Source organism: Bradyrhizobium sp. IC3123 (assembly GCF_020193625.1).
In the GTDB taxonomy this organism is placed as follows: Bacteria; Pseudomonadota; Alphaproteobacteria; order Rhizobiales; family Xanthobacteraceae; genus Bradyrhizobium; species Bradyrhizobium yuanmingense.
Genome location: NZ_JADYVF010000016.1, coordinates 36,032 through 60,873, shown reverse-complemented (window position 1 = coordinate 60,873; position 24,842 = coordinate 36,032). Strand labels below are relative to the sequence as shown.

At 58.0% G+C, this 24,842-nt stretch carries 12 protein-coding genes; 3 read left to right on the top strand and 9 right to left on the bottom strand.

Going from position 1 to position 24,842, the window contains the following annotated elements; translation table 11 throughout:
• Positions 1-152 precede the first annotated feature (152 nt).
• A complete protein-coding gene (locus tag I6F20_RS32800; RefSeq protein WP_225129892.1) occupies positions 153-3,551 on the top strand; it encodes a TM0106 family RecB-like putative nuclease in 3,399 nt (1,132 codons plus the stop codon).
• Positions 3,552-3,725: 174 nt separating this feature from the next.
• Here I6F20_RS32800 and I6F20_RS32795 read toward each other — a convergent pair whose 3' ends face one another.
• The 7 genes from I6F20_RS32795 to I6F20_RS32765 all read right to left on the bottom strand — a co-directional run bounded on the left by I6F20_RS32795 (position 3,726) and on the right by I6F20_RS32765 (position 18,352).
• The gene (locus I6F20_RS32795) at positions 3,726-6,665 is read right to left on the bottom strand and encodes an NAD(P)/FAD-dependent oxidoreductase (protein ID WP_225129891.1); all 2,940 of its coding nucleotides are present in this window, start codon (positions 6,663-6,665) and stop codon (positions 3,726-3,728) included.
• Positions 6,666-6,676: 11 nt separating this feature from the next.
• On the bottom strand, positions 6,677-8,878 hold the full coding sequence (locus I6F20_RS32790; protein WP_225129889.1) for an NAD(P)-binding protein: 2,202 nt from the start codon (positions 8,876-8,878) through the stop codon (positions 6,677-6,679).
• 27 nt (positions 8,879-8,905) lie between these two features.
• Positions 8,906-12,934, bottom strand: a complete 4,029-nt coding sequence (locus I6F20_RS32785; RefSeq protein ID WP_225129887.1) for an AAA family ATPase — start codon at positions 12,932-12,934, stop codon at positions 8,906-8,908.
• A 354-nt stretch (positions 12,935-13,288) separates the two neighbouring features.
• Positions 13,289-14,185: a plasmid partitioning protein RepB C-terminal domain-containing protein gene (locus tag I6F20_RS32780; RefSeq protein ID WP_225129885.1), complete on the bottom strand. Its 897-nt coding sequence runs from the start codon at positions 14,183-14,185 to the stop codon at positions 13,289-13,291.
• Between the two features lie 3 nt (positions 14,186-14,188).
• Complete coding sequence (locus I6F20_RS32775; protein ID WP_225129883.1) at positions 14,189-15,067, bottom strand: ParB/RepB/Spo0J family partition protein; 879 nt, start codon at positions 15,065-15,067, stop codon at positions 14,189-14,191.
• Positions 15,045-16,634, bottom strand: a complete 1,590-nt coding sequence (locus tag I6F20_RS32770; protein ID WP_225129881.1) for a recombinase family protein — start codon at positions 16,632-16,634, stop codon at positions 15,045-15,047. Before I6F20_RS32770 ends, I6F20_RS32775 begins: the two co-directional genes overlap by 23 nt.
• A gap of 1,088 nt (positions 16,635-17,722) precedes the next feature.
• A complete protein-coding gene (locus I6F20_RS32765; RefSeq protein WP_225129879.1) occupies positions 17,723-18,352 on the bottom strand; it encodes a recombinase family protein in 630 nt (209 codons plus the stop codon).
• Positions 18,353-18,874: 522 nt separating this feature from the next.
• On the opposite strand from I6F20_RS32765, the gene I6F20_RS32760 reads away from it, so the two are divergent.
• Positions 18,875-19,702: an outer membrane protein gene (locus tag I6F20_RS32760; RefSeq protein ID WP_225129877.1), complete on the top strand. Its 828-nt coding sequence runs from the start codon at positions 18,875-18,877 to the stop codon at positions 19,700-19,702.
• Between the two features lie 1,745 nt (positions 19,703-21,447).
• Here I6F20_RS32760 and I6F20_RS32755 read toward each other — a convergent pair.
• Positions 21,448-22,494 carry an SMI1/KNR4 family protein gene (locus I6F20_RS32755; protein WP_225129874.1) on the bottom strand — a complete coding sequence of 349 codons (1,047 nt, stop codon included), beginning with the start codon at positions 22,492-22,494 and terminating at the stop codon, positions 21,448-21,450.
• A 245-nt stretch (positions 22,495-22,739) separates the two neighbouring features.
• Between I6F20_RS32755 and atzF the strand changes: the two genes are divergently transcribed.
• Positions 22,740-24,122, top strand: a complete 1,383-nt coding sequence (atzF, locus tag I6F20_RS32750; protein WP_225129872.1) for an allophanate hydrolase — start codon at positions 22,740-22,742, stop codon at positions 24,120-24,122.
• Here atzF and I6F20_RS32745 read toward each other — a convergent pair.
• Positions 24,119-24,808: a Crp/Fnr family transcriptional regulator gene (locus I6F20_RS32745; RefSeq protein WP_225129871.1), complete on the bottom strand. Its 690-nt coding sequence runs from the start codon at positions 24,806-24,808 to the stop codon at positions 24,119-24,121. The two genes, atzF and I6F20_RS32745, sit on opposite strands and share 4 nt — an antisense overlap.
• Positions 24,809-24,842 lie beyond the last annotated feature (34 nt).

Here is a 24,842-nt window from a genome sequence, read left to right as displayed (position 1 = left end):
ATTCTCTTCCGCCTTGGGAACGAGCGTAACCTCGACGCTGTCGATTCGCGCTATGTGTGTTTTACTTCCGGAGGCCTTTTGCGCCCGTCGGAAGGCCGGTATCGTTGCTGCGCCGTGGCCCTTGCGTCCCGGCAGCAGTCTCGGGGGGATAGATGCAAAAGAACGGTGCGGTGATCGTCTTCAGCGCTGGCGACCTCGTTGGACACCTGAATTGTCGTTACCTCACACACCTCGACCTCAAGGTCGCCCAGGGCGAGCTGGCCAAGCCAAAGCTCCGCGATGACCCGACTCTCGATGCCCTGGTGCAGCGCGGCAAGGTTCATGAGCAGGGTTTCGTCGATCACCTGGCCAAGGAGGGTGGGACCGTCACAGTTATCGCCGGCGTCGGTGTCGATCACGTCTCGGTTGACCAAACCCGGCAAGCGATGGTGCGGGGCGATGCGGTAATCGTTCAGGCGGCGTTACGGAATGGGCATTGGAGCGGTCGCGCCGACGTGCTGCGGCGGGTCGAGGCACCGAGCGGCTTGGGCGCCTGGTCCTACGAGGTCACCGACACCAAGTTGGCCCGCGAGACCAAGGGCAACACCGTTCTGCAGCTGAGCCTCTACTCGGATCTATTGGCGATCACCCAGCAGAAGGTCCCGGAGGCGGCCCACGTTGTGACGCCCGGCACGGAGTACCTGCCTGAGGCCTACCGCGTGGCCGATTTTGCGGCGTTCTACCGCCGGATCAAGCAAAGCCTGGAAACCTTTGCGGCTGAGCCCCCGCTTGATGGCCTCTATCCCGACCCCATCGAGCACTGCGAGGTCTGCCGATGGCGCGAGCCCTGTGCATCGAGGCGGCGGGCCGACGATCACCTGTCGCTCGTCGCGGGGATAGCCAAAACGCAGATTGAGGAGCTGGTGAGGCGAGGTGCGGGTACAATGGCCGCACTTGCGACCCTGCCGATCCCGCTGCAGTGGCGGCCCGATCGGGGCACTTCGTCAAGGTACGAGAAGGTTCGCGAGCAGGCGAGGCTCCAGGTGGAGGGGCGTATTGCGGGTGAGGTGCTTTACGAGCCGCTGCCGCTGGTATCGGAATTTGGCCTGTTCCGGCTGCCTGAGCCTTCCGCCGGCGACATCTTTTTCGATTTCGAGGGCGATCCGTTCGTGGACGGCGGCGGGCTCGAGTTCCTGTTCGGCTACCTCTATGCCAATGAAGACGGCACAGACGCCTATGTCGGCGACTGGGTGACGACACGGCACCACGAACGGGCCGCGTTCGAACGCTTCATCGACTTCGTCACGGGGCGGCTGACCAAGCACCCCGGCTTGCACATCTATCACTTCGCGCCCTATGAACCGGCGGCGTTGAAGCGTCTGATGGGGCGGTACGCCACGCGGGAGGACGAGGTCGACAACCTGCTTCGCGCTGGCGTGTTCGTGGACTTGTACGCCATTGTCCGGCAGAGCATTCGCGCCAGCGTCGAAAGTTACTCCATCAAGAAGCTGGAACCGCTGTACCGGTTTGACCGCACCGTTGCGCTGATCGATGTCGGCAGCGCTATGGCGCGGGTGCAGGCTTGCCTCGAATTGGCCGACGCAGATGGAATTGAACCAGGCGATCAGGCCGCCATCATCGGTTACAATCGCGACGATTGCGCCTCGACTCGCGCCCTGCGGGACTGGCTTGAGGGGGTGCGCGACGAGCTCATCGCGCAAGGGCAGACGATCGATCGGCCGCAGCCGAAGGCTGCCGAGATTGGCGAGGATCTCAGTGCCTGGAAGCGGCGGGTCGCTGGACTTGTGGCGCGGTTAACAGGCGATGTTCCGGACGACATCGCCGAACGAAGTCAAGAGCAGCAGGCGCGCTGGTTACTGGCCCACTTGATCGACTTCTTCGGCCGCGAGAACAAGGCGGTTTGGTGGGAGTATTTTCGGTTGAGCGATTTGCCGGCCGAGGATCTCTTGTATGAGCGCGCGGGGTTGGGAGAGCTAACCTTTCTCAGCCACGCTGGTGGAACAGCGAAGGCGCCGATTCATCGCTACAAATTCACGGTTCAGGAAACTGACGTTCGCGCTGATGACGATCTGAGAAGTGTCGGCGGCGACAAGCTTGGCAGCGTCGTCGCGATTTCCGATGATGACAGAACGATCGACATCAAGAAGCGCCAGGATACGGCCAGTTTCCATCCAGAGGCCGTGTTCGCGCATAAGTTCATCGACAATCAGGTTCTCGCTCAATCGGTGTTCCGGATTGGTGAGTATGTCGCGGACCACGACATCATTGGACCGGGCGCTTATCGTGCAGCGCGCGACTTGCTGCTCAAAGTCGCTCCACGTCTGTCCGGGCAGGTGTTCGAGCAAGCCGGCGAGCCGCCGCTAGCGACCGCAATACGTGCTGCACTCTCGCTTGATCAGAGCGTTTTGCCTGTGCAGGGGCCACCGGGGGCCGGCAAAACTCATGCCGGTGCGCGGATGATCTGCGCGCTTGCCCGTGACCAGCGGACGATTGGCGTTACAGCCAATAGCCATAAGATTATTCGTCACTTACTTGATAAATCCCTAGAAGCGGCCGCCGAGCAAAGTCTGCCCATTCAATGCATCCAGAAGGTCAAGGATGAGCCGACGTCTCGTCCGGGACTGCAGCAAACGACGAAGAACGCGGACTTCGTCGACGGGCTCGGCAATGGCTGCCAGGTTGGCGGTGCCACCAGCTGGTTTTGGGCACGGCCGGATGCGGCAGGCAGTGTCGATGTTCTGTTCGTGGACGAAGCGGCGCAGATGTCATTGGCAAACGTATTGGCCGTTTCCCAGGCGGCCGAGAGCATTGTCCTCCTGGGGGACCCAAGACAGCTTGAGCAGCCGATACAGGGTAGCCATCCGGACGGCGTTGCGACATCGGCGCTTGATCACGTCCTGGGCGAGCACGCAACGATCGAGGCCGGCCACGGACTTTTCCTTGGAGAAACATGGCGGCTGCACCCTGATATCTGCGCCTTCACGTCGGAACTCTTCTATGAAGGCCGACTTCGCTCGCGCGCGGGACTGGAGCGGCAGGAGATTAAGTCGTCGAGCCGTGTGAGCGGGGTGGGTCTGCGTTATCTCGCTGTCCAGCATGTCGGCAACCAGAATTCGTCTCCCGAAGAGGCGGACGAGATTAAGAAACTCGTCGATGAAATTCTCGCCGGCAACACAAGCTGGGTCGACGGTTCAGGCAGGGAGGCTCCAATCCGGCTGGAGGACATCCTGATCATCGCTCCCTATAACGCCCAGGTCTTCGAACTTCAGGAGCGATTGCCGGGTGCGCGCATCGGTACCGTGGACAAGTTTCAAGGACAGGAGGCGCCGATCGTGATCTATTCGATGACCACCTCGTCTCATGCCGATGCCCCACGGGGAATGGAGTTTCTCTACAGCGCGAACCGGCTGAACGTGGCCACTTCGCGGGCGAAGTGCATCTGTATTTTGGTCGCCTGTCCGCGCCTGTTCGAAGTCGAGTGCCGAACGCCCCGCCAGATGCAGTTGGCAAACGCGTTCTGCCGCTATCTCGAGTTGGCTCGCCCGCTTTAGGTCCAAGCCATCCCCCGGGAACAGGCTAAGTCAGCGGTACGGATCGGCCAACGGCCGACTTCTTCCATAACAATGGATACGCGAAGAGATTTTGGAGCCGGCCGTGTGTTACCGTCACGCTCTCAATACCGTCCTACCATCTGCAGGCACTGTCAGATGGCGTGGTTCTCTTTGTCACCGAGACCGGCCAAATGGAAATCTTCCGAACATGGCTTGGGAATACCCTGCCACTAAACTTCTTGCATCGAGGGCTGACGCGTTGCCTTTTTGCGGAGAGAGCTGGAGCGGCAGACTCAGGCTCCAGCGACTTCTAAAATGAAACCCCCATGTGCCATCTCCGGGAGTGGCGTGCATTTCGACAGAGATGGGCGGATTGACAAACGGGCGACCAATTTGCAGCTTTCCTGTTGCATGCTGAAAAGTTGCGGCATCAAGATGCATGTCCACGATCGAGCAGATGTAGGAGCCGTCAGTCGCAAGTCCGACCAGGGGCTGCTCTATCTTCTTCCTTACAGCCACGATATCCGGAAAACGTGAGATATCTCCGGGGACGCCCTCACGATCAAAGTGCGCGCTGATCCTGGCGATACGACCTCGAACATCGAATGAGTCGCTGTTGACGTGAATCTGAGCGTGCTGTTTGTTGAAGCCATACAACGTTTGCCCAACAAGCACAGGCGCCAGCTGGTCGAGCAGAAGAATAGGCATGAAGCTGAATCTGACCCGTCGCAAGTAGGGTATATTCTCAAGTTCGATATCTGGAATGATATTAAAGATCTCACAATAACTAGTGCCACCGAATGGCAGAAAGCCAGGGCGCACGTTCCTTTGACGCGCGAACACTAGCACAACTTGGTGGCTGGCCGCTGAGCCCGTTGTGTGAAGTTTCATACCTGTAGGCAGCATCGCACGAACAGTTTCGATTGGAGCGTCCAATATCGCGCAGAACGCATCGATATCGCCCACTCCACCCGCCGTCCGTCCCGCGACTTCGCGCAACAACTGGAGGCCTGGCACAAGAGCGATCGGGAAATTGAAATCATCGAAATCAGTGGCGTTTGGCATAGCAATTCTCACTCCCCTAACTGCGCCAGCGGCCGAGCGGCCAGCCATGACGGAAGCTTCTACACACCCAGCATTGATTCCTGTTCGAACCCAATCACCGGCAAGATAGAGGTTCTCTACGCCAGAATCGTCGGCAGTCATGCGCTTGGTCAAGCTGCCTGCAACCGAAAGGACGTAGCGATCCGAAGGATTTATGTTGACCCTCAGATATTGAGCCGCAAAACGGGCGATGCCTTGCCGGTTCTCTGGATCAAAAAGCAAATTCCATTGGAATGAGCCCTTGCTTGCAGCTCCACTAGGCCACATCTCCGGAAGATTTCGGTGTATCCATTCCAGCGCATATTCTCGTGCGCGTTCGAGCTCCCGCTTCGGGAAGTCAGGATTTGGGCTTGCAGGCGGTGGTGATTTAGGTTCCGGGAAGCTGCCGACGAAGTATGCCAAACCACGAGGTCTCTCCTCGTGCCAGCTTTCCATCGAGAGCATCAACGATAGATCACCCCAACTGTCCAAAGGCTTAGCGAATGCGGACAGGATGGTTTGGTCGCCACCCTTCCATCCTAATTGTGGGGTGGAAGCTGTTGTCCATAGCTGGAGCGCCATGGTAGGCGTCGTCCTGATTGCCTCTATCATTTTTCTCCAGGCGGGGAGATGATGGACGAGTTCTGCGCATATTCGTTCAAGTTCGCCGACCGGAATTCCAAGTACGACGACATCGAAGTCTCTGCCTAATTTGAGGGTCTTACGATCTGCATCCCTCCAATCTGTCCACGCTGACTCAAGGTCGTGGCCCTCCATAGCGTGCCCATTGTTCAGTAATTCGTATTTCGGATGGGCCGGCCACGTTGGCAGGGTGCCACCTGCGCCGTCCGGCATCGAAACTAAGGGACAATACGGGAAATTTCCGACAGTCGTCGCTTGGACGCCGATATCAATCTCTTCAATAATACTTGCGTCAGCAGAGAGGGTGAGGCGATCGACTCGATGGAAGAACTCGAATTTTACACCTCGCGCCCGCAACAGCTGATAAAGTGGGGCGAAGACGAGTTCTCCCATCGTCGCTTTCATAATATAGAAGAACGATCCCCGATATCCAAACACGAGCTTGAGCAGCACGCGCGTTCCAGTACCGGCGCCGACGTTTCGATTTCCGCGCAAGTATCCGAACACATAGTCATAGCAGCCGCGTACGACGGCGGAGCTGAGGGCGGATTCGGAGCAAAGATGGGATCGCATCCACTCGGACCATTCCAGGTCGTCGATGTGATCAAAGCCATGCCATATCACTCCGTCGGCCAGCATTCCGAGCGCAATAGTGAACGCCAGTTCAATGAGGATGAATGCGCGTCTCAGGTCGTCTCGGGTGACAGCACTTGCGGCTTGATACTCGCGGAGCGCGCCCAGGGCGCACCTAAGGTTCTGCTGCAGTATCTCACTTTGCGAGAACGAAATGTCCCTGGGATCATCGGGCAATTTGTCAGCTTCGACCCGCGCGGCTTCAAAGGATGCGACGAGGCGCTTCGTCGTCACCTGGACGGTCGGACCGAGAGGTGAGATGCGAAACTCAGCAGGAAAGTCTGCTCCCATGACATAGTCAGCTGACCTCCGGATCAGCGACTGAAGGTAGTCAACTAACGTGACGAACTTTCCGTCTTCAAACTTACCTGGCGTTCCGCTGTGTCGCGGCAAATCGAAGTGCCAAGGTCCCGCAGACTCTTCCATCAACGTGCAACGGTCGAGCGCACAAAATGCGGCATCTCGCGAACCAAAAGGAATGGCATAGCCAAGACGCCGCAGCCCGTCATAGCAGCGGTCCACAAGATAGAAGGAGTTGTCGTAGAACCCGGTCCATACGTGCAATCCGTGTTCCTCACCACGATAGCCGCAGTCGGGTCCTCGCCTTCCGACGGCGCCTTTTCCGCCAAGCCGCCAGCCCAACGTGTAGACTGTGATGTCGAAGCGCTCTCCGCCAGGGTCAAGTTCAATCAATTCAAATGCTGCGCTCAGCGCAGCTATGCCTCCCCCAAGAACAGCAACTTTCTGTTTCGCCATGGAGAGCGCTCCTAAAGCGCTCTTAGGGAGAGCATGCCTAAAGCAGTGCGTATGAAATCGCAGGGGCTTATACTCTCCTGTTCCAGGTGCAAAAAGCTCTCGCCTGGCACAGGGACAGCCTCTTGAGAGATCGCTCTCGCAGCCTGCATCCCCGACATAATTGCCGCCTCAATGCATTCCGTGTTTAGTCCACTGTTGATCCAAGAACCGCAGAGAAACAGATGCGAAAAACCCGATTCGTTCGCCCTTAAGCGGAAAGCGGTCGTGCCAGCGGCGGAAGCAACACAGCAATCTGATGGATTGACGTTTGCTCGCACGACTTGGCTGCCCAGTCGCTCTTGCCCTTTCTCGTTGGAAGGCGAGAACAGTACACCCCAGTCAAACTCACCTCGCTCAAGTACCGCATGAGGCCAGACTGACATTGCCTTTTCGAACCACCGGGTAGCGAGAGATGTTGCCAGCCGCTTACCCTGCTCTGGGACGCTGGCATCGGTTGGCGGCCTGCGATAGAGCTGGGTAGCCAAAACGTCACAAAAGTAATGCAGGGACTTGGCTTGTGTCGGCGGCTCATAGGCAAGTACCTGAGACATGTCCCCCCATACAGCAAGTGGTTGTGGAGCGCACACCATTGCAGGCTTCGGCGCGGTCCAACCGAGTTCCGCAAGGGCCCGCTCGCTCCAAACCTGAACTGAAATGCTCGGAACGAGAGGCAATCGCTCCGTCATGGTTCGGAAGCGCTCGTTGGCCTTGAGAAGCTGACAACATGGACCTGCCAAAGGATTCAGGTTCTTGAATGCGCCTAGTGGAATAGCAAGCACGGCCTCGTCGAAATCACAGCCCTGTTGGATCGCAATTGAAGAGGCGCTCTGGTCGCACCAGTGCGATTCCAGATCTACTCCGGCATCCTTGAGCATCTCTCCATCTTCGATCACAGACCAATCCGGGGCGGCGCTCCAGCTCAACACGCCTTCACATAGCCGCACTGGTTCGTAGTCATCCTGATCAATCCTGAGGTTAACCTGTCGATCGAAATGCAGGCGGACGATGGAAGTCATGTCGCTATCAATATCGATGTTTCTTAACTTGTGAAAAAAACGAAACCGGACCGCTCTACTCTTCAAGACCTGGAATAGCGGTGCCACCAGCACGTCGCCCATGCCCGCCTGCAGCTCCCACGCCAGGGCACCTTGATAAGTGCCAAGCATACGCAACACCACTTGCACCGCAGTGCCTGCGCCATAGCTGGCGCGCCCTCGCTCTCCATCGGGATACTGAAACATTGTGTCATACAGAGCGAAAAGAGCCGGCGAATCATGGACTGAAGCTTCCTTGGCGCCGTGCATTAGTAACCACTGCCGGAAGTCCAGCCGATCTAAATCCGCGATCGAACGCTCTCCTAAGAGAAGGTCGGTTATGAGCCCATTGGCGAGAGCTGAAGCTACATCGAGCGTCTGCGCTAGGACATTTCCTGTGCCGGTCTGCGCAAAGGACGTCCCTACAAGTGCCGAGGCCGACTCTCGAAGGGCATCAGCAATGCCTTGGACCTCTTCAAAATGCGACCAAACACGATCGCCATCGATGTGTTTACTCCACTCGGTCACTGCCCGAAGGTATTGGCCAACGCGCAGAGCCGATTCTGACGATGCAGTTTGCGCCGGGTCTTTGTTCAGTGCTGCCAGCAAAGAATGCTGTCCGATCGTGGCGCGGATCTGAGGTTCTCTGCTTGCGAGGTGTTCGTCCGATTGAAGCGCCCTCTCATAGGAGCTCGTAAAGAGCTGTATTATTCGAACAAGACTGTTCCAAACACTGAGGTTGGCAGTTCCGAAGCCAGGTAATTCGTCGTTTGTTGGAAACGAGACCCGGTGAAAGTAGGGTTCGCCATCTTCAAGAGCCCCGATTGGCGTGAAAGTCTGCGGCCGAACTGCCTCCTCCGCTGACTTTATTTTTTGGCCTTCCGGCCGGTCCCATTCCTGATAGACATCCCGCAACAATTTAAATGCATTCTCGTAATATCCGAACCATATATGGAGGCCGTGCTCGACGTTGCGGCCGAATTCGTCTCTGCCACTCGCGCACTTTCCCCCCAGCCGCCACCCCATTTGATAGAGCGTTACCTCGTACCTTTCTCGAAGTTCAGCAGTGCGCGTCAGTTCGAACGCGGCGCTAAGCCCTGCCAGTCCACCACCGACGATGGAGATACGCTGTTTGGCCAAAATAGCCCCCAAATCGGCAGTAAGTCTCTACTGCGATAGAGCGCAGCTGACGTGAGATGCGTCCGCCCTTGCGCCAATCTGTTCGAAAATGGATCTAGCTCGGTTTAAGTATGAGAGTCTCGCCGGATCGGAACTTGCCATCGAGTTTCCGATTTCATAGAGAGCCGTTGCGCGTTCGTGCATCATTCCAAGGCGTTCCGCTGCTGCGGCCGCCCGCTCCCATTGCCGTCGCGCGGAGCGCGAGCGCTGGAGCTTAGAATCAAGGCGCCCTCCCACCAAAAGTGCAAACGGACGGCATATTGGAGAGGTTCGAGCTAGCCGTGAAAGATGCCGGCATGCACTACTGGCCCGCTGAAGCGCTCGCGCACCCTCTGGCTCTGATCCGTTAACTTGGCCCAACGAAGCCAGCAGGACGTCAGCAACGCCTGCGGCGCCGTAAGCGTAGCCGCCCCACACCACGCCACATTCACCAAGAACGTCGAAGCCACGTGTCGCCGTTTCGATTGCTTTATCTAATTCGTTCCGCTGCAAATGTGCGGCGGCGGCAATGCCGAGGCAGAGCAGGCGATCTGTGCGAATCTGCCTGGCTTCGGCAATCTCTCGCAGTAGCCGTAAGTCGTCGGAATTTGTTCTCCCCGCAAATGTATCAATAAGGACGCGCGCAGAAAGGCTCCAGGCGCGTACCTGAGCAGATGATTTTTCCGAGATGTGCGAGCTCATACTCCGAAGTCGGTGGTCGGCACTCGCGATGTCGCCCTGAAGAATCGATACAAAGATTGCCATGACCTCACTGTTGAGCGCGCGGGTGCGGTCTCCAAGTCTAGAGTAAAGCGCAGCCGCTGTGTTTGCGTGCAGCTCGGCACTGCTCCATTCGCCGAGCCCATATGACAGAACGCCGACTACAAGCTCGACACGAGCCTTCTCAGGCAATCCCCCTCGATCTTCCGCCAGCTGCAACGCTCGGCGACTATACAGGCGCGCCGCGCCGACGGCGCCTGACATCGCAAGACCGAGCGATAAGGCGCTGTAGCCTCTTATTGTTTCAGGAGCGGAGTTGGATTGCTCAGCAAGGTTGAGTGATGCCAACGTGCCGTTGAGTACGGCCAGCGAGTCATTCTGAAAAAAGTATTCCTCGGAAAGATGCTCATAAATATGTGACGCCTGCTGTAAGCGGGTTTTCTCATCATCATTCCACCGGTACCCGGTTGGTCGCCATAGTCGGGTCCAAAGTTGAACTGAGCCATTATACATCGCAGCGCGGACCTTCTGCGCTCTCGTCGCTGGAACGGGCATTCGAAGAAAGCTCATTGCTCGGCCGTAGTGCTCAGACGATCTCTCATACTCGGATAGCTCATGGTGAGCATCGCCGAGCATGATTTCCCAGTCGATTCGACGGGCCTCGCTTATGGTTAAGCCCGCTTCCTCGGTGAGTTCAAGAATCCGCTCCAGGTATCTAATGGAATCCCGATTGCCGTAGTTGTGAAGTGCCTGCTCTGCAGCGAATTCAAGATAGCGAACGGCGTCCAGTGGCTCCTCGGCCTGTTCCCAGTGGCGCGCAAGCTGAGCGTAGTACGGTTGCAATCCGCCCGACTGGGTTTCCTCGATTAAACTCGCAATTTGTCGGTGCAGAGCCTTTCGCTGCGCAAATGACAGCAGATTATATATTGCGTCTTGGGTTAGTGAGTGCCGGAACGCGTAGGTTGTTCCGGAGCCACTCCGCGGTCGACCAACAAGAAAGTCATTTTCGATTAGATGCCCTATCGATTCAGGAATCGCCTGCGGGTGGGGCTGCTGCGGGACGACCATCTTCAGCATGTCGAGGCTAAACTCATCGCCGATGACGCTTGCGACTTTGAGAACGAGTTGGTCGGTGCTCGATAGCACATCGACGCGGCTTACAATGGCGCGTTCAAGAGTGGTTGAGAGTGCGATGCTTGCCTCGCGAGGTTCGAAAAATTGGCAGGTGCCATGAACAACGGCCAATTTGCCGGTGTCTCGAAGGGACAGGACAAGCTCCTCGCAATAGAACGGGTTCCCGGCGGCATAGCGCTCAACAAAATCGACAAGAGACTGAGGGATCTCAATTGCGTGGAGGCGCTGGCGGATAACCTCGACAAGCGCGTCGCCTTCGAGAGGCTTTAATTCAATTTCGAGAGAAGGGGTAAGCTTTGACAAATCGGAGGTTAGCGCTGCCTGCGGAGTGTTCTTGCGTCTGGAGACGACTAGTAGGCAATCAGACAATCGCCGTGCGGCGACGTTCATCAGTTCGAGCGATGAGCTGTCGAACCAGTGGAGGTCCTCGAGGATCAAGATGCGTGACGAAGATCTTGTGATCAGCGCGAGTACAATTTCTTCGATCGCAGCTGCCCGCGCCGCACCAGTGATTTGCTGGGTAAGCTCAGTTTCGGAGAACCCAAGCGGTATAACTTCGTCGAGCAGAGGCAGCCAACTCAAAAGGGCAGGATCGTTTGCGAGCATTTTTGAAGCCAGGGCACGAGCTGCTTCAGCGTCTGTGTTTGGCTCAAATTTGAGAACTTGCCGCACGATGCTTCGCCACGCGAAGAAAGGAGTGGACTTGTCTATTGCCGTTGCAAATCCCTCGAGGACTTGATGGCCTTGCACCTCGCAAGAGAGAATGAAATCTGCGATCAGATTTGATTTTCCGATCCCTGGGTCGCCTAGGACCATTACGAGGTTCCCATGCCCGACCGCCAACTCATCGATGCATCGCATTAGACGCGCCCGTTCGGGATCTCTGCCGAAGACTCGGCCGACCGGGCTGCGTCGAATTGGAGTTGTTGGGGCGATAGGTCTAAAGCCGAGGATGGGTTTCGCGATGCCTTTGATGTGCAAGCGAGGAAGCACTGCGAACGCGATTCGCTGACCTACCGCTTCCGCCGTGGCGGCGTCGCATATAAGCTCTCCTCGACCTATGTCGGCCAGAAGAGCAGCGAGATTCATCGCCTGACCGTTGACGCCGTATTCCCGGCGGGTCCTTCCTCCATATGTGCCACAGAACAGCCGGCCGGTAGCGATTCCGATGGACGTAGAAACGCCGCGCGCAGATAGCAGCCGTCGGATTGCAAGAGCCGCTTCGACCGCTCGCAACGGGTCTTCCTCGTGTGCAAAGGACGGAAGTCCAAATATGAGTGTGAGGCTCACACCCTTGTCGTCCATAATTACCTGGTGAAGGGTGCCTTCCAATCGCTCTGATACCGACTGAACGTCTAACAGGATCTGCTGGACACGCGACAGCAGTTCGGCGTCGAATCGGATATCGAGCAGTGAGACCCGGACAATCGTGAGTGTCCGAAACTCGCCAATCCAGTCACTATTTCCGGCGTCTAGTTGATCGCGTACGAATTCGGGCATTAATTCGTCAACCAAAACGCGAGGAACTTCCGGTTTCTCGGTGTGCAGGGCCGAGGTTGGCACCCTCATCTTGGAAAGGCGGATGCCATGTGCGCTGATTTCGCCATCATACTGGCCGTCCAATATCTTGGCGGCGTTATCACAAAGCAATATGTCTCCGATGTTGGCTTTGCGATAAGCCGTTCCAACTCGATAGATGGGATCTCCGACTACAAAATAGTGCCACTTATCGTTTAGCCCACCCACTTTGCAGAAGTGGACGCTACCAATATCAATTGCTGTGCGTTGGCTGATCTGGCCATGGCGTGCGACCAAGGTTTCCATTGTTTGGCGTAAAGCGAGCGCGCAACTCGCGGCTCGCAATGCAGCTTCCTTCAGATTATGGTCGTCCCAAAGCGCCAGAATCGCGTCCCCGGCGAAGGCTGCGATGTCGCCCCCATGATAATCAACGACATCCGTCAGTGCTGAAAAGTAGTCGTTGAGGAGATCACTGAGTTCCTCAGCGCCGCGTTTACCCACTTGCTCGGCCTTAGTGGTAAATCCTGCGAGATCAAACAGCAGGACTGCAGCATTTCGCTCTTCAACCCATGGCTCATTAGTCCGATGGTTACCGCTGCGCAGAAAAGCGCTCACCCATTTTGGAAAGTAGGCGGCGAATTCACTTGCAGGGGTGCCCATCGGCATTAAACCCGGTCCAAGATTCGCGAGCGGCGCTGCGGGGCGCCCCAATATTGGAACCCCAAACGCGACCAAAAGCAAGAACTATGCGCGCAGAACGGCCGATCCGAGCCGCGAGCAACCGGAGCGATATCGCCGTCCCGGCGCAGCAAGCCGCAAAAAGGCGACGGTTCCATGACTTGGAGCCCTTGACCATTGCGCTCCCGCGGTTGAAGCGGCGGTCGCTTATGCTGCCCGCGATCCGATCTAATCCGCGCAGCTAATCGGCCTGCAACGGGAGCGGGAGCTTGCGGCTAAACTCTTCCATAACAACGCATACGCGTATGCCGCCAAATCGATTTAAGTTGCGCCTGAGGCCCTTTAGGCTGCATTGGCCTCGGATTCGGTGATGCGCTGGAATTCAAACAGCAATTCCTGAAAATGCTTGGCGAGATAGCCGACCACCCGGCCGTTGCGCAGCAGCTTTGAGACGTAGCCGACCGCGAGCACCAGATCGAGGTGATCGGTGCCGTAGGTCTGTTCGGCGACTTTGAATTCGCGGGCGAGCGAGGCCGATTCCCGCTCCATCAAGGACAATTGCTCATCGGACAGGCCTTTCGGCGTGCGCGGGGTGTAGCCGGCCGCCAGCTGATTGCGCGGGGTCGCCGCCACCAGCGAGCGCACATAGCTGTTAGAGAAGTTGTTCATCGCGATCATCAGCTCGGCGGCTTCGATCTGCCGGAGCGGCGCGAGCTTGCGCAGCTCAGAGAAGGAGTTGAGGGTCAGATGCTTCTCTTTCAGCAGATCGACCGCCTCGGTACAGATGCCGTCGAGCAGCTTGCGGCGCCGGCGAATACTGGCGACATCGACGTTCAGCGCTTTGGCAATCCGCCCCTCCGACACCCCGTTCTCGATCGCCTTTAAGATCATGCGGTGCTCTTGGATAATCGCGATGCGGTTGACGCGCTTGTTGTAGGTGAAGGCCTCATCTTCGGTCGAGACCAGGCATTCGACCTCGAGCAGCCCGCGGTCTCGCAAGACTTCTAGGCGCAAATGGCCGTCCAGGAGCAGGAATTTGCCAGAATGGTCGCGGCTGCGCGCCACCACAGGCGGCTCGACCAGCCCGATCTCACCGACGGAGGCTGCGATCTGCCGGTACTTCGGCGAACGCTTCACCTCCTCGGACACGCGCTTGAGCGGCTGGATATCGGCCAGCCTGACCGTGGCCGTCCGTTCCTCAAAGCCCATCCGCACCGATATATGGGGACGGCGTGCCATGACTTAAGCCTGCCCATGCAGCCGCAGCGCTAGGTTCTTGGGCAATGTGTCGAGCTTTTCGTCTTCGAGAATCGAGAGAAATTCCGGCTCAACCAAGAGCTTGCGCAGGGCCTCTAGGATGAAGATCAGGCGCGCCTTGGTGCTGTTGGATTTGCGGATCAGCACGCGCTTGCGGTCGACGTCTTGCCGATAGGCGCGCAGCAGCGCGTTCGAGCTCAAGGGCGCACCGTCGGTTCGTCGTGGTCCGGTCTTGTAGCCTTTTCCACGTCGGCGGCGTTGCTCGATCAGCTTTTTGGCCGCAAGCAGCTTTTGGCCCCGCAGCAGGCGTTCCTCGTAAGCCTGCTGCAAGACGGATTGGATCTCGCTATCCTGTGCTTGCGAGATCATGACGGCAATGCTGACCGGCATCTGTCCGGCCTCAACGGCGCGGAGCAGCCGGTGCTCGCCGCTTTCCAACAGACTGCTGACGCCTTTGACATACTCGATGCTGAGGCCAGTCTTGCGGGCGATGTCATCAAACTCATAGCCGCGGCCACGCAGTCCCTCGATATCATGCAGCAGGTCAATGGCACGGTGCTGCCGCCGAGCGCAGTTTTCGACCAGGCTCATGATGGCGCTGTCTTCATTCGTGGCATCGACGACAATTGCGGGGATTTCTCGCTGTCCAAGCGCTTGATAGGCCTCCAGCCGCCCCTGGCCGCAAACCAGATCGTAACGGGGTTCACCTTCGCACGCCTTCCGTTTGACCGTGATCGGCCGCTTCAGGCCGAGTTCGGCGACGCTGGTCACAATCTCCTTAAAAATCCGGCGATTGCGGGCCCGCGGATTGACCACGTCGATGGCTCCGACTGGAATGATCTCAATGCATTGGGCCGATCCCATAGCTGACCTCCATCAATTGCGACCGCGCAGCAAGTTCAAACAGCATGTCCAGCGTGTCGAAACGATAGGCATCGAGTGCCAAGCCATTATGTTCAGCGAGAGCCACTTGTTCTGCTTCCATTTCGAACCGCGGCAAGAGGTAATAGTCGAGTACAGCGCTGTTCATCTGGTTCATCCGGATCGCCACCGTGATGTCGGGCCGCAGGCCCGCATCAAAGCGGATTTTCCACCGGTAGGACCCGGCCATGGTCTCCTGGGATCGGACCAGGCAAAGAGAAGCGGTGAACTCGTCATTGACTGTGAGGAGGTCGGTTTCGGGGTTCTGGCGGACCGATCCCCCAATCTCTTCGATGCCGCGGATCGTTGATGTGATGAAGTCGGGATACATCCGGCGTAGGGCGCGATTGATCTCGATATAGCGATAGTCCCGATCCGGACTGAAACCGATAAGTTCGTAAGCCCGGATTAGACTGCCGAAGCGACTGCGGTAGGCGCTGCTGGACGGCCCAACCTCAAGTTCATCGATGATGATCCCGGAGAGATAGCCGTGCTGCTCCAATAGGCCGCGCAGCACGTCGAGAAGTTCCTCGTCAGAGTAGCGCTTGCAGCGGTCGGAAATGATGGCTTGCGCGGATCTGAATGTCTCCTCATCAACGATGGGTTCAAAGGCCTGGTCGTGGCGGATCCAGCGCTCGGGCGGATTATAGACCCGCCGACCCTTGAGCTTGCAGGAGCATTTGTTCCAGACATTGTTGCCGATGTACTTTTCGTTGATCAGAATTTGGTGGACGGTGGCTCTCGTCCAGGACCGACCAAGATCGGTGGTGATGCCTTTGGTGTTGAGGCAATCCGCGATTTCCCGCTCGCTTTTGCTTTGGCCAACAAACGCCTCGTAAATGAACCGTATGGTCTCGATCTCCTGCTCTGGGCCGGGGACGAGCACGATCCGATCAGTTTGGATGCTCTTGTGCTCGCCGCGAACCAGCTCCGCTTTGGCGATACCGTTCTGATCGATCAATTGCCGCCTCAGCCCAAATCCGGCCGGGCCGCCTTGGCGATAGCCAAGCTCGATCAGCCGCCGCTGCCCGGCAAAGACCTTTACAGAGAGTTCCCGGCTGTACTCACCCGCCATCGCGCGCTTGACGCCTTTGACGATGGTTGAGACCGGGCTCCCGTCATTCTCAAATTGCTCGGCGCAGTACCGAACCGAGATACCGGCCCGCTTGCAAATATACTCGTAATAGGCGCTTTCATCGGCATCTTGGAAACGTCCCCAGCGGCTGACGTCATAGACGAGGATGGTCGCGAACTCGGCCGTGCCATTTTGGACATCCTCGATGAGCTGTTTGAGGGCCTGGCGATCGTCGAGATTGAGGCCGCTCTTGCCACTATCCTCGTAGGTTTTTTCAATCCGAAAGCCGTGACGTGCAGCGTACTCGCGAATGGCTTGTGACTGGTTCGCCGTCGAATATTGCTGATGGTCGGTCGACATACGAACGTATTCGGCAGCCGGCTTGGCCCTTGAGCTCTCGACTTCAGGGCCTAAGTTCGAAGTGCCTTGCAACATCGTCGCCCCACAAGCGTCAAGAATCCATGGTCGAATAGTTGAAAATCATAACGCAGCTCGGGAGGAAACATGTTTCCGAAAACGGGCAAAAGGTTTCCAAGCGGCGGAGGGACGCCGCCTACTTACGCCAGTTTGATCGCCGAAATTCTCAAGGCTGAGCTAGGCAACAGCCATCAGGCTCAGAAGACCTTGATGCGATGGACTGGAGCGAATGAAAGAACTGCGAAAAACTGGCTCTCGGGCACGAACGGCCCGAGCGGAGAGCATTTGTTGCAGCTCATGCGCAATTCGGATCGGGTCTTCGAGTTCGTCTTGAGGCTATCTCATCGACCCGCATTGCTATCTAATCAGAGACTCGCGGAAGTCCGGAACAGCCTACAAATGACAGCTGATCTACTCTCGCAGGTTATTGAGGTCCAAGACGGACACGGCGCATCGAAATAGGATCAGCCTGCTGAAACGGACTGGGCAGCTGCTTTCTCGCCTCCGGGCACGGTTGCGATGATGTCGGAATTGGGCCATGGCTTCCGTTAGGCTTGCGGCGAGTGGTCCGGATCGGGAGGAAACCGGAAGCACTCGACCGCTGGCCAAATCGGCGCTTCTGACCCGAGCAGACTATATTCGAGGCGGGAGCGAGACCGAGCAGCTGAGGGACAGGCCGCAGTGACTACGAGCGCTTTCTTTCATCGTCTATCTGGAACGCCTATTCGATTTGGTGGCTCCGGCACGTCGGTTCGAGCCGTATCCCTCGTGATTTACGGACTTCGAAGAACGTCCAATTGCGGACGAACGCAGTTCTTTGTTGATCCGGCCGAGAAGAACTCGAGATAGCTCGTCAAAAGTGTCAAAGCGTTCGATTTTTTGAGATGCACGCGAGTGCTCGGAAAACCAGAACACCGGCCCCTTGAACGACAGCGAAGTTGACGGCATCAGGACATAGTCGAGAACTGCTGAGTTCTTCTCGCCCAACCTAACAGCGACAACCTAACCCTTGGGCTGTCGCACGCGGCGAGCTATCGTCCACCGAATCGGTCTTCCGGCATGCTTTCGCCACTTAGCTATTCGGAAGCAGATACTCACAGCATCTTCTATGCGCAAGCACTCGTTGGACGCGTCAATGCTGGCGCTCTTAAGCTCCCTTTCCGTCTGCACTTATCGTCGATGACTTGCCGCTCTAGCCCAAACGGCGCCGGCCCTCCCATTTTAAAGCCTAATCTCGCGAGACGCATGGCTCCGGCGTGAACCTTCCCAGAAAGCTCACGGCTGAACTCGGCTGCCATAACTCTTTTGATGTTTTTTATGATGCTGGAGAGCAAAGTGTTGTCATTGTCAAATTGCTCCGCGCAGTACGCGACTTTCACCCCTGCCTCCCGACAGATAAACTCATAATGCGCGCTCTCGTCGACGTCTTGAAACCGCCCCCAACGGCTGACGTCAAATACGAGCAGATGGCCGAAGTCCACATGGCCGGACCGAACGTCGTCAATGAGCTCGGTGAGGCCCTGCCTGTTACCGATCTTCAGCCCGCTTCGGCCCTCATCGCGGTATGTGCGGACAATGGTTAGCTTGTGAAGCTGGGCATACGTCGCGATCACCGCCGCCTGATTCTCGATCGAGTATTGCTGATAGTCCGTAGACATACGGACGTATTGTGCCGCGCGGGACATCTTTTGCGACTGGGGCAATCGATCCTTATGGACGACGAGAGCTTTTGACATGGCGCTCCTCGCGATATCGACGTCCGTCCCGCCCTGAAGCGATAATATCCGCCAAGGTGTGATCAGTAGAAGATCGAAAATCGATGACGTCAGCGACTCTGTCGTATCGTTCGTCTCGATGCATCTAAGACGCAAGCCCACACGTCCGATCGTGGCCCGTGGCTGACTTCCCCTCTTAGGCTCGCACGGTCCGCTTCCGAGGGCTGAGCGGAAGCCATCGCTGGCGCCGCCGAGGGTAGCCTTTGACCCGAAGCGGACAACGAAGCCGCCCTATTGGCGCGTGATGGGGTCCCCGTATCTCCTAGGCCCTTCGTCGCCCAGAGGACCCGCGGCGAAGGCTGAAATCAAACCAACCACGCGCCATCATTTGCGCGGCGCGCGGGGCAGACCACGTCGGAGCAAACTGAAATCTGTGAAAATGTTTGGCCGTTGCCCAGATGACATATCAAGCTTCTGCGAGGCTTGGTTAGATAAACCATGGATATTCTCGCGCCGGTCGCGCATTAATCGCAGGAGATCGATATGAAAAGACTGGTTTTCGCAACTTCACTTCTCGCCTTCGGCCCAATCACGGCTCAGGCTGCCGATCTGACCCCAGTCCGTATGCCGACGAAAGTACCGGCCCAACAGGTCGGTAACTGGACGGGCTTCTATATTGGCGGCAACGTTGGCTATGGCCGGGGCAGCTACGGAGTCTCGAACAGCACCGGGACATTGGTGAACACGAATGGCGGTTCGGCCCCCTTCGGCTTCAACGCTGTATCCGGCAACGGCAACGGGGTCACCGCCGGCATTCAAACCGGCTACAATTGGCAGATCGAGCAGGTGGTGCTCGGCGTCGAGGCTGATTGGCAGTATATCAATTCAAAGGTCAGTACCGGCAACTCGGCTATTCCGGTTCTTGCCGCCGTCGGCGGCAACTTCACTGGCGGCGCTTCCGTCAGCACCGATTGGTATGCGACCTTCCGTGGCCGAGTGGGTTATGCGTTCGGGCCGGCATTACTTTACGCGACTGGCGGCATTGCGTTGGCTGAGACCAAGTTGAGCGCGAATGCTACGGGCAGTATCCCCACCAGCCTATTCCCGCTGACCTATGGACCGCTCGGTTCTATGAACGCTTCTAATAGCGCCGTGCTGGTAGGCTACGCCGTTGGCGGCGGTATCGAATATGCCTTGGGAGCAGGCTGGTCCTTCAAGGGCGAGTATCTGCACATGGGCTTCGGCACGAACGGCTACAACTTAACTGGCTCGCTTCAATCGCCGGCGGGATTGACCGGTGTCATCGCCAGCCATGTCGATATCAAGCCGAGCTTCGACATCGCCCGGGTCGGCATGAACTATCGCTTTTGATCAGCAGGTTTTGGCGAAGTAAGGGAAGGGAGGCTTCGAGTCTTCGGGGCGATGTCGAGGGAGCTTTGATCACGCTTGGTTACCCGACGACCTCCGGGCCAAGTTACTCGCCGAACTTGCGCCCTTAAATGGCGCGGAGGAAGTGACCCGGGCGCGAACTAGACGACGAAAATTCCTTAGGTGCCGGTAGGTCCGCTTGTGGTCCATTTGCGACGTTACCTCGCGTCTGTCGGAGGTCCGCTCATCGCACCAGAGCGGACCAGACTTGCTCAACCTGAGTTCTTCGCAGTTTGACGCGGAGCAGACCTCCCCCAGAGTACCTTTGCTAAGGTCGGCGGATGCCATCAGACCGATTCCTGATTTCTCCAAGCGCAATGCCAGTAAACCGCTCGGCCTGGAGAGCCATTGCCAGAGCGTCGGAAAAGGAACGGCCATAGAGGAGAAGAAACATATCGCTCCCTGTATCCGCCATACGGTTCTGCGCGGACTTGGCACGACGCGCGAAGAAGCCGGCGCCAGACGGTCCGAATGGGAAGGCGCGCTTCCGGCTAGTTGCATCGCGAGATCAAGAGCAGCGACTCCAACCTGGTCGGTTGGATTAGGCCTACAGCGCTGATCATCCAAGCGATGATTAACGTGAAGTTTCCGCCTCCGACAATTTCTCTCTCGCCACTGACGTTCAGCCCACTGATGAAGCCTACGACCCACGACTCGAAAGCGCCCTTCACCACCGCATTTTGGTCCTGTTCGTCCAGGCGGAGCAAGACTGCGAACCAGCGCCGATGATTGTTGCCCGTGCGTCTACGGGGCTTGTTGGCAGGAACACACACGCAGCGACGGCAACTATTTCAACATTTCATCACTAAGCTCTATCCGGCGGCCAAAGCTAAACTCTTCGCGGTGCCCTGTCAGTACCTGAAGTGCTCGCAAGCTGACCAAGAAAAGACCCGCCGGACTTAGGAGTCTGGCGGCGGATAGGATAACGGGTCGGTGCGAGGTGACCTCTCGACCGCGGTGACCCTAAGCCCCGGACTAGCGCTTCCCGCGCGCTAGTCTGGTCCATACCGGCGACACGCCGTCCCAACCACGAAGTCGACCATAAAACCGCACCCTCACCCCGGCCTCGGTGAGCCGCTCGACGACGAGATGCAGCGCGATAACATCACCCTCTGAGAGCTCCACGCAGGCACGCTTTTGGGACCATACCGCGCCCGGGAAGCGGAAGAGGTTATGCCTCAGCCACCGGCCGCCGCGCTCGGATAGCGGGTGCAAGTCAACGTGTGCGCCGTCGCGCGGCCGCAACCCGACATCCGGTCGCCGAAACAAATTTGCGATCCAGCCCACCCATCAACTCCTTACTTGGCAACATAGTGCCGATAGGGGTGATGTACCTAAAGCGGCTCCCGACCGGCCCAGTCCCTAACTGCTCCTTACTCGATCGATCGCTAACCGCTACTCTGCGTTTCTCTTGCGCAAAACGGATACCTAGCCCCGTTTAAGCCATGGCTGAAGAGGCGGTTGCGGCGGGGACGAAGTGTCCAGCAATCGAAAGCTCTTTCAGCTATTGGACGCGATTCGGCTAGGTCCGAGTAGGGCAGGGCGCTCCTCTCGTTGATTTTGCACCTAGAGCGGAGAAACTTCGATGCTGACGCTCTCGCGGCGAGAGCATTTGGTAAGCATCTGTTCCAGCAAGTTTTTTTCGAGATTCTCTCCCTCCGCCACCCGCTCAAATCAATGGCGCCGGCTTATTTGCCTTCGGGGCCAGCAATCGTCGCCAAGCGTCCGAGCAGGGCCGCCTCGGCCCTGGAAGTCAGACGGTAGCCTTCCGCCATCTCGGCCATGTCGCCGCGGGCGACGCACGCGTCCCACCAGTCCCTCACAAAGCCCTCGGCGTACCCGCGCGTGTTGAAGCCGTAAGGTTCGGTGACAAGGTCGAAAGCGATCATCAGCTCGTAACAAGGCGAGTCGTAGGAGGTGCCGGTCTCGGACCGGCCCAAGAAAGCTTCGAAGGATCTGGCCGTACGAAGGCTCGAATAAAGCCAGAACATCAGTCCATACATCAGATGTGAGCGCTCGTCGTCGTGCAGGGCAAAGAAGCCCTTCTCGTCCACGATCTGCCGGGCCAAGGTGCGCAACATTCGCTCGCCGTGCGGCAGACGGTCGCCGACGGCGGCCAAGGCTCGCACCACGATTGGCGATAACGTTCCCCGCTCGACGGTCGCGATCGCAGCGGCCCGATCCTCCTCAGCAGTGTCGTACTCGGACTCCTCCACCAAGCCGCGAATGAAGGTCTCGAAGTCCGGCGCGACGACGACGATACGGCAGTCATCCTCCTGGTCGACGTACACGACCTGCGGCTCGCCCCGCTTTCCGCAGCTCCGGTAGTCCAGCATGATCAGTTCGTGGCCGCCGGCCGGCGTGTCGGCGATTCCGACGCCAATCGGCGGGTAGCCCCATTCCTCGATCATGAACTTGGCGCCAAACTTCCCGGCGAGTGAATAGGTGGACGTACGGCCAAGAGCGAAGAGCCCCTCGATAGCCACGTGGTCCTCCGCCCAGCCTGTACGCTCCTTCATTGGATGGCAGTTGCGCTTGACCATTCCGCCATTGTGGCGCCGTGCGAGGTCGACATAGGCCGCCGGCAGCCGATACCCTCCGATTTCATGCTCAATGGAGGCGATCAGCTCGTCGGTCGGCGGAGGCTCGACATAGTTCTCCAGGGAATACGGACAGTCGTCCCAGAAGCCTTCGAAGTCGAAGTCGTCAAAGAGCCGTTTCGTCGCCATCTTCATTACCTCGTCGTGTTACGAGGCGTGTCTAAGCGCCCAGTAGCCAGGACCGTTGATTGCCACCCTTCGGAATGAAAACAGCTTATACGTCAATCAGGATTGACTGACACTCTCTCCGCCATTTGCTGCCGCTCATAACGGTTTGGTCGCAGGCTCGAGTCCTGCCGGTGCGGTTGAGGCGCTTAGTTGCTTTCATTGCTGGGTAGCGGCTTCATATTCGTGGGGTCATGCCCTCAGGAGCTTATTCCGTGCCGCAAGCGATCCTATCCGCGCAGAGCCGACCCCTCCGTTCCCGTGCCGAGTTAGCCTCCATCATCATAAGCGCCTATGAGCGCATCGAGCGGGACCGGCACCGCAATTGCTGGATCTATGTGCGGCCCATGGAAGAAGCGCTGGCTGAGGTTGATGCCCTTGTGCAACGAGCGGAAGAGGGTGAAGTCCTGCCGCTCCTTGGCGTGCCATTCGGCGTCAAGGACAATATTGACGTTGAGGCCATGCCAACGACAGCAGCCTGTCCGTCATTCGAATATCGGGCTGCGCAATCGGCCAGATGCGTCGAGAAATTGGCGGCCGCGGGTGCGATCTGTCTTGGCAAAACCAACCTGGATCAGTTCGCAACCGGACTGTCCGGCGCCCGCTCCCCCTACGGCGCCTGTTCTAGTGCGGCGGACGATCTGTATGTCGCCGGCGGTTCGAGCTCCGGCTCGGCTGCTGCCGTAGCATCCGGCCATGTTGCCTTCGCTCTCGGCACAGATACCGGCGGCTCAGGCCGGATTCCCGCAGGTTTCAACGGAATCATCGGGATCAAGCCAACCGTCGGCCTCGTCTCGTCCCGGGGACTTGTGCCGAACTGTCCGACGCTCGATTGTCCCTCGATCTTCTGCAATTCCATTGCCGAAGGTCGAATTCTGCTCGGGTTGATCGAAGGATTCGACGACAGTGATCCCTTTAGCCGCCAACGGATTGCCTCGTCCTTCCCACCTCCTCGCAAATTCCGGTTCGGCCAGGTCCCTGTCGGTCATCTCAATTCATTCGGCATGCCGGAATGCGATGACCTTTACAGGCAGGCCTGCACGAAGCTTTCGGGGCTGGGAGGTCAAGCCAGGAACATTGACTTCGCGCCTTTCGCCGAAGCCGGTGAAATGCTCTTTTCAGGGCCTTGGATTGCCGAACGTCATGCGGCGATCAGCAAGCTCATGAACATCGATCATGGAGACCTGCTTGACGTCATCCGCAACGTGCTGAGCGGAGCTGCCCGGTTTTCCGCAACAGATGCATTCGCCGCGCAACATCGACTTTGGAAGCTGCGACGCCAGATCCAAACGCTTTTCGAGGAGATCGATGTTCTGGTGGTACCGACCGCGCCACGCCCCTTCACGATTGCGGAGATGATGGAAGATCCCATCACGCTCAACAACCGCCTCGGTTACTACTCCTATTTTGCCAATCTCGTGGACTTGTGCGCGGTGTCGGTTCCCAATGCAACGCTCGGCAACGGCATGCCGATGGGTATCACTTTGCTGGCACCTGCGTGGCGCGACCATGTTGTTCTCGACCTTGCCGAACGATGGCTGCCCGATGCGAAGGCCAGACTGTTCGATCTAAAGGAATATCCGAAGGCCGCCTCCTAGACCACTTCGAGATCGAGGGCGCGCAGATTGAGGATCACAATCAGGCCCCGGTGATAACGGATGACGCCTCTTGCCTGCATGCGGGAAAGCTGCACCGTCACCCATTGGCGGGTTGAGCCGATCAGATTGGCGAGATCACCATGCGTGAACGGGATCCCGATCACGATCTCGCGGCCCTGCTGCGAACCGTAGATCTTCGAGAGGAAGACCAACAGACGATGCAGCCGCTCGGTCACCGAGCGGGTCCCCAGCATTTGCGCCATGGCCGAGTAGCACCGTGCCTTGAAGGCGAGCGCATCCAGCAGCGCGACTGCGATACTTGCCGATTGAAGCGCCAGCGCGCGCAGGGCTGGGCCGGGCAAGAACGTCACTCGGCTTCGTTCCACTGCAACCGAAGACCATACGTGGGCACCAGTACCGAACAGATCGGGGCCGCCGACGAAATTGCCGGCGAACCAGTAGGCCAGCGTCACCTCGCGTCCGGAAGGCGCCGCGTAGTAGCTGCGAATACGCCCCTCTTCGATCAGATAAATGCCGTTCTGCAGATCGCCCTGACGCCAGACATGCTTGCCTGCCGGCAGGACCTCCTCGCGGCCGATGGCGAGGACACGGCGCCGGTCAGCCTCACACAACGGATCCAACAAGCTCGGCAGGGACCCGACCAGAGCATCCGATCCCGCCAGCATGATGCCGGTCGCATTCCTGAGACTTGCCGCTGAC

Excerpts from the sequence above, each read along its gene's own strand:
- I6F20_RS32800 (WP_225129892.1), top strand. The coding sequence starts at position 153 with ATGCAAAAGAACGGTGCGGTGATCGTCTTCAGCGCTGGCGACCTCGTT.
- I6F20_RS32795 (WP_225129891.1), bottom strand. The coding sequence starts at position 6,665 with ATGGCGAAACAGAAAGTTGCTGTTCTTGGGGGAGGCATAGCTGCGCTG.
- I6F20_RS32785 (WP_225129887.1), bottom strand. The coding sequence starts at position 12,934 with ATGCCGATGGGCACCCCTGCAAGTGAATTCGCCGCCTACTTTCCAAAA.
- I6F20_RS32780 (WP_225129885.1), bottom strand. The coding sequence starts at position 14,185 with ATGGCACGCCGTCCCCATATATCGGTGCGGATGGGCTTTGAGGAACGG.
- I6F20_RS32775 (WP_225129883.1), bottom strand. The coding sequence starts at position 15,067 with ATGGGATCGGCCCAATGCATTGAGATCATTCCAGTCGGAGCCATCGAC.
- I6F20_RS32770 (WP_225129881.1), bottom strand. The coding sequence starts at position 16,634 with ATGTTGCAAGGCACTTCGAACTTAGGCCCTGAAGTCGAGAGCTCAAGG.
- I6F20_RS32765 (WP_225129879.1), bottom strand. The coding sequence starts at position 18,352 with ATGTCAAAAGCTCTCGTCGTCCATAAGGATCGATTGCCCCAGTCGCAA.
- I6F20_RS32760 (WP_225129877.1), top strand. The coding sequence starts at position 18,875 with ATGAAAAGACTGGTTTTCGCAACTTCACTTCTCGCCTTCGGCCCAATC.
- I6F20_RS32755 (WP_225129874.1), bottom strand. The coding sequence starts at position 22,494 with ATGAAGATGGCGACGAAACGGCTCTTTGACGACTTCGACTTCGAAGGC.
- I6F20_RS32745 (WP_225129871.1), bottom strand. The coding sequence starts at position 24,808 with ATGCTGGCGGGATCGGATGCTCTGGTCGGGTCCCTGCCGAGCTTGTTG.